A 5,257-nucleotide genomic window follows, 5' to 3' on the forward strand; every position below is an offset into this window, starting at 1 on the left:
CACAGCCCCAGATCACGGCTGCCACTTCGGCCGGGTCGACCTTCGGGTTGCGCTCCAGCAGCTTGCTGATCAGGTGCGCCGACATGGTCTCGGCGCGGGTGTTGCGGTGCATGCCACCCTTGGAACGACCCATCGGGGTGCGGCCGAAGTCGACAATGACGACGTCTCTCGGATTCAGGCTCATAAATTCACTCTCGCTCTAGTCGTTCCGCGATTAACCGAAGAATTTCTGACCGTTCTTGGCCATTTCACGCAGCTTCGCGGTCGGGTGGTACAGCGCGCCCAGCTCGGCGTACTTGTCGGCCAGGGCCACGAACTCGGCGACACCGATCGAATCGATGTAGCGCAGAGCACCACCACGGAAGGGCGGGAAGCCGATGCCGTAGATCAGGCCCATATCGGCCTCGGCAGCGGTCTCGACGATGCCGTCTTCCAGGCAACGCACGGTTTCCAGGCACAGCGGGATCATCATGAAGTTGACGATGTCCTCGTCGGTCACTTCGCGCTGCTCGACCACGATCGGCTTGAGCACTTCGTAGGCCTGCGGATCGGTGACCTTCTTCGGCTTGCCGCGCTTGTCGGTCTCGTAGGCGTAGAAGCCCTTGCCGTTCTTCTGGCCCAGGCGGTTGGCCTCGTACATCACGTCGACGGCGGTCTTGCCCTCGACCGCCATGCGGTCCGGGAAGCCCTCGGCCATGACGTCGCGGCCATGGTGGCCGGTGTCGATGCCGACCACGTCGGACAGGTAGGCCGGGCCCATGGGCCAGCCGAACTTCTCCATCACCTTGTCGATGCGCACGAAGTCGACGCCGAAGCTCAGCAGCTTGGCGAAGCCGCCGAAGTACGGGAACAGCACGCGGTTGACCAGGAAGCCGGGGCAATCGTTGACCACGATCGGGCTCTTGCCCATCTTCTTGGCGTAGGCGACGGTGGTGGCGATGGCGGTTTCACCGGTCTTCTCGCCACGGATCACTTCCACCAGCGGCATCATGTGCACCGGGTTGAAGAAATGCATGCCGCAGAAGTTTTCCGGACGCTTCAGCGCCTGGGCCAGCAGGCTGATGGAGATGGTCGAGGTGTTGGAGGCGATGATCGCGTCTTCCTTCACCGCGCCTTCCACTTCGGCGAGCACGGCTTGCTTGACCTTGGGGTTCTCGACGACGGCTTCGACGACGATGTCGACGTTGCCGAAGTCGCCATAGGACATGGTCGGACGGATGCCATTGAGCGCCTCGGCCATCTTCGCCGGGGTCAGGCGACCCTTCTCGACGCGCTTGCCGAGCAGCTTGGCGGCCTCGTTCAGGCCCATCTGGATACCCTCTTCGCGGATATCCTTCATCAGGATCGGGGTGCCCTTGAGCGCCGACTGATAGGCGATACCGCCGCCCATGATGCCGGCGCCGAGCACGGCGGCCAGTTTCACGTCCTTGGCGACTTCGTCGTATTTCTTGGCTTTCTTCTTCAGTTCCTGGTCATTCAGGAACAGGCCGATCAGGCTCTGCGCGACCGAGGTCTTGGCCAGCTTGACGAAGCCGGCGGCTTCGACTTCCAGCGCCTTGTCGCGGCCGAAGTTGGCGGCCTTCTGGATGCTCTTGATGGCTTCCACCGGCGCCGGGTAGTTCGGACCGGCCTGGCCGGCGACGAAGCCCTTGGCGGTTTCGAAGGCCATCATCTGCTCGATTGCATTCAGCTTCAGCTTTTCCAGCTTCGGCTGGCGCCGTGCCTTGTGGTCCAGCTCGCCGGCGACGGCGCGCTTGGCCAGGTCGAGGGCAGCGGCCTGCAGTTGCTCGGGAGCGACCACGGCGTCGACGGCGCCGACCTTCAGGGCGTCCTCGGCCTTGTTTTCCTTGCCCGAGGCGATCCACTCGACGGCGTTATCGCAGCCGATCAGGCGCGGCAGGCGGACGGTGCCGCCGAAGCCCGGGTAGATGCCCAGCTTGACTTCCGGCAGGCCGACCTTGGCGGTCGCGCTCATCACGCGGAAGTCCGCGGCCAGGCACATCTCCAGGCCGCCGCCGAGGGCGATGCCGTTGATCGCGGCAACGGTGGGTACGTCCAGGTCTTCGAAGTCGCTGAAGATCTTGTTGGCTTCGAGGTTGCCCGCCATCAGTTCCTCGTCGGGCAGCTGGAAGTTGTCAACGAACTCGGTGATGTCGGCACCAACGATGAACACGTCCTTGCCGCTGGTCACGATCACGCCCTTGACCGATGCATCGGCCTTGATCGCATCGACTGCCGCACGCAACTCACTGAGGGTGAGACGGTTGAACTTGTTGACGGACTCGCCCTTGAGATCGAAATTCAACTCGACGATGCCGCCCTCAAGAGGCTTAACCGTGATGGCTTTACCTTGGTAAATCATCAACTGATCTCCACGCTATTATGGAAGCTTGAACTTACACATCGGACGCCGTGTCGGGACCCTTTCGGCAACCGCCGAGCATAGTCCCAAACCCTTCGGCACACCCGCCGACGCGATAACCGGGTCTCTATTGTCGAGGCCTGCGCGAGGCAAACGCTCGATTCATACGCCCGTTTGACTTGGGTGCGCACACATTCCGGCAAAAGCCGGGAATTGTCAATCAGCCATCCGGAAAACACCTGCCCTCCTCCAGGCCCTCTGCGCAGGGCCATTCAGCCAGCCTCTGTCGGACCATTCAGATGTTCGATGATCGGCGCCGTGGGCGCTTGTCCCGGTGCGGAAAGGCAGGCTAGAGTCGCCGCAGATCGCCATGCATGATCGGCCACGGGCCGTTACAAAAGAACAACAAGAAGGCCTCCAGGGCCACATGGAGATGGAACCCATGATCTGCCGTCCGTTCACTCTTTGTCTGGCCCTGCTCGGCCTGCTGAGCCTCCCCGTCTTCGCGGCAGGGACCGCCGATGACCTGCTCGCCCTGCACCAGATGCGGCTCGCCACGCAGAAATCCCTGAACGCCTTCTTCATGTACGTCGGCCAGGAAGGCGATCAACGCTACGCCAGCCTGATCGAAAGCTCGACGCAGACGGCGGAAGCCCGCCTGCAGCGACTCGACGGCGTGAACGGCAGCGAATCCCGGCGCCTGCTGGGCCAGCTTCGCGAGCAATGGCGGGACTATGCGCAAGACCTCGACAAGCTGACCGGCGCGGTGCGCGCCAAGGGCTACAGCGACCTGCAACCGGTCGCCGACCTGGCACGGCGCAACCAGCAACTGATGGACCTCGGCGGCCAGTTGTATCGCAGCCTGCAACGGGAAAACGCCGCCACGGTGCCGACGCTCACCGAGCAGAGCCGCGAACAGAGCCTGCTGATGCAGGACATTGCCCTGGACTATGCCTCGCGCAACGCGTCGGTAGGCGCCAGCTTCTTCGGCGGCGGCGAGGAGCGTCCACTGGACGACCTGGCCAGCCGCTTTTCGGTCAACCTGTTGAAGCTGCAGCAGGCGCCGCAGAACGACGAGGAGATCGCCAGGGCGCTGCGCAGCGTGGCGATCAAGTGGCACTACATCGAGAAGTCCCTGCGCAACTACAACCAGAACAGCGTGCCGTTCCTGGTCAACAAGAATGCAGACCGGATCATCGATGGCCTGGAGAAGGTCGCCGCGCTGTATGCCGCGCGCAACCAATGAACCTCGGCGCGCCGCCTCAGGCGCGCTGGCGGAGAAACTCGGCGATGCGCCCGAGGTCGGCGCTATCGCCGCGCTCGCCCCAATACAGGGCAAGGAACTGGGCGGTCGCCTCCACCTTGTAGACATCCCCGGGGAGGCTGCGCAGGGCGTCCAGCAACTCATCGTCCGCGCACGGCTCGCGCCACTGGTTCAGCCACTGGCCCGGGGTATTCTGCCAATAGCACCAGGCCTCCCGGCCGCGTCGGCGCGGGCAGTGGAACTGCGCGCAGGACGTCGGCGGAGCGCTCTCCAGCCAATGCGGCCAATCCTGGCGCGCGAGCTGCATGGCCAGGCCGAGACGGCGCGCCTCGAGGCGCAGGGCCATCTTGCCGCGCTGCCTGTTGGACGGCATCAGCCAGGCCAGGGGACTGAGCATGACAGCCAGCAGCAGGATCACCAGCCAAGTGGTCATAAGGAACGGACACTCGAAAAACGGTTAAGGCATTTGCCTCGATCCGCGCGCGCAGGCAGGATCGGTCGCAGTCGCCAAGGGAGGCGCAGTTTACAGGCGAATGCGACCACGGCGGAGCAGCTTTTTGCCCAGCGCAACGGAACAGGTTCCACGCGCGGCGCGAAAGTCCATAATGAAAACACTATCCCCTTCTGGGAGGAGACGTTCATGCCCTATCAACACATTCTGGTCGCCGTCGACCTGACCGACGAATGCGACCCGGTGATGAAGCGTGCGGCGGCCCTGGCCACCAGCAACCAGGCCCGGCTCTCGGTGGTGCATGTGGTCGAGCCCATGGCCATGGCCTTCGGTGGGGACGTGCCGATGGACCTGTCGATGTTGCAGCAGCAGCAGTTCGACCAGGCCCGTGAACGCCTGGATGCCTTCGCCGTACGCTATCCGGACCTCGGCAGCGAGCAGCGCCACCTGGTCTACGGGCAACCGCGCCAGGAAATCCACCGCCTCGCCGCGGAACAGGCCTGCGACCTGATCGTGGTCGGCAGCCACGGTCGCCACGGCCTGGCGCTGCTGCTCGGTTCCACTGCCAACGACGTGCTGCACGGCGCGCCCTGCGACGTGCTCGCGGTGCACCTGAAGAAAGCCTGATCTCTCCCCGCTCGGCCGGGGCCTGCGCCTCAGCCGAGCGTTTCCTCGGCGCTCATCACCAGCGGGCGGATCTTCTGCAACTGGGTTTCCAGCGAATAGCTGATGCTCGACGACAGCGAGAAGAAGGTCAGGAACGCCTTCAGGTTGGAATCGCTGACACAGGTGTCGTGGATTCGCTGCCAGAACGCCTGGTTGACCAGTTGCAACTGCTGGAACAGCCGCACCAGCCCTTTCAGTTCCCAATCGGCATGCCGCCCCTCGCGGAAGTTGAAGTACTGGCGCATCAGGTACAGCGGCACCACCCGCAGCACGAACTCCTGGTTGCTGGCGAACGGCAGGTGCTGCATGGCCATCGGCCTCAGCGGCGCCAGCAGCGGACAGGCGCTGCTGGCCATGATCAAGCCGATCAGCGCGCGCAGTCCTTCCTCCAGGCCCGCCTGCTTGATGTACTCGCGCTCCGGCGTGCGCACGCAGATGCCGGCCTTGCGGAACGCCGGCAGGTTGCGGAAATCCTCGATCACCCCATGCAGGTCGACCGCCGCCGGACAATGGC

At 64.0% G+C, this 5,257-nt stretch carries 5 protein-coding genes and 1 pseudogene; 2 read left to right on the forward strand and 4 right to left on the reverse strand.

Annotated elements, in window-relative coordinates; genetic code table 11:
• Positions 1 to 184, reverse strand: a pseudogene (fadA, locus tag FFS27_RS28065) (acetyl-CoA C-acyltransferase); the annotation flags it as partial.
• A 30-nt stretch (positions 185 to 214) separates the two neighbouring features.
• On the reverse strand, positions 215 to 2,362 hold the full coding sequence (gene fadB, locus FFS27_RS28070) for a fatty acid oxidation complex subunit alpha FadB (RefSeq protein ID WP_003091204.1): 2,148 nt from the start codon (positions 2,360 to 2,362) through the stop codon (positions 215 to 217).
• Between the two features lie 427 nt (positions 2,363 to 2,789).
• Between fadB and FFS27_RS28075 the strand changes: the two genes are divergently transcribed.
• Complete coding sequence (locus FFS27_RS28075; RefSeq protein WP_003109486.1) at positions 2,790 to 3,608, forward strand: hypothetical protein; 819 nt, start codon at positions 2,790 to 2,792, stop codon at positions 3,606 to 3,608.
• 16 nt (positions 3,609 to 3,624) lie between these two features.
• On the opposite strand, the gene FFS27_RS28080 is transcribed toward FFS27_RS28075, so the two are convergent.
• The gene (locus FFS27_RS28080) at positions 3,625 to 4,059 is read right to left on the reverse strand and encodes a hypothetical protein (RefSeq protein ID WP_003109487.1); all 435 of its coding nucleotides are present in this window, start codon (positions 4,057 to 4,059) and stop codon (positions 3,625 to 3,627) included.
• Positions 4,060 to 4,266: 207 nt separating this feature from the next.
• Here FFS27_RS28080 and FFS27_RS28090 point away from each other — a divergent pair, with 207 nt between their 5' ends.
• On the forward strand, positions 4,267 to 4,704 hold the full coding sequence (locus FFS27_RS28090) for a universal stress protein (protein ID WP_003091210.1): 438 nt from the start codon (positions 4,267 to 4,269) through the stop codon (positions 4,702 to 4,704).
• Positions 4,705 to 4,733: 29 nt separating this feature from the next.
• Here the strand turns inward: FFS27_RS28090 and FFS27_RS28095 are convergent.
• On the reverse strand, positions 4,734 to 5,257 hold a 524-nt coding region (locus FFS27_RS28095; protein ID WP_137952359.1), incomplete at its 5' end, for a DUF6901 family protein.

The organism is Pseudomonas sp. 2VD (assembly GCF_005503585.1).
Lineage (GTDB): Bacteria > Pseudomonadota > Gammaproteobacteria > Pseudomonadales > Pseudomonadaceae > Pseudomonas > Pseudomonas aeruginosa.

Excerpts from the sequence above, each read along its gene's own strand:
- fadB (WP_003091204.1), bottom strand. The coding sequence starts at position 2,362 with ATGATTTACCAAGGTAAAGCCATCACGGTTAAGCCTCTTGAGGGCGGC.
- FFS27_RS28075 (WP_003109486.1), top strand. The coding sequence starts at position 2,790 with ATGGAGATGGAACCCATGATCTGCCGTCCGTTCACTCTTTGTCTGGCC.
- FFS27_RS28080 (WP_003109487.1), bottom strand. The coding sequence starts at position 4,059 with ATGACCACTTGGCTGGTGATCCTGCTGCTGGCTGTCATGCTCAGTCCC.
- FFS27_RS28090 (WP_003091210.1), top strand. The coding sequence starts at position 4,267 with ATGCCCTATCAACACATTCTGGTCGCCGTCGACCTGACCGACGAATGC.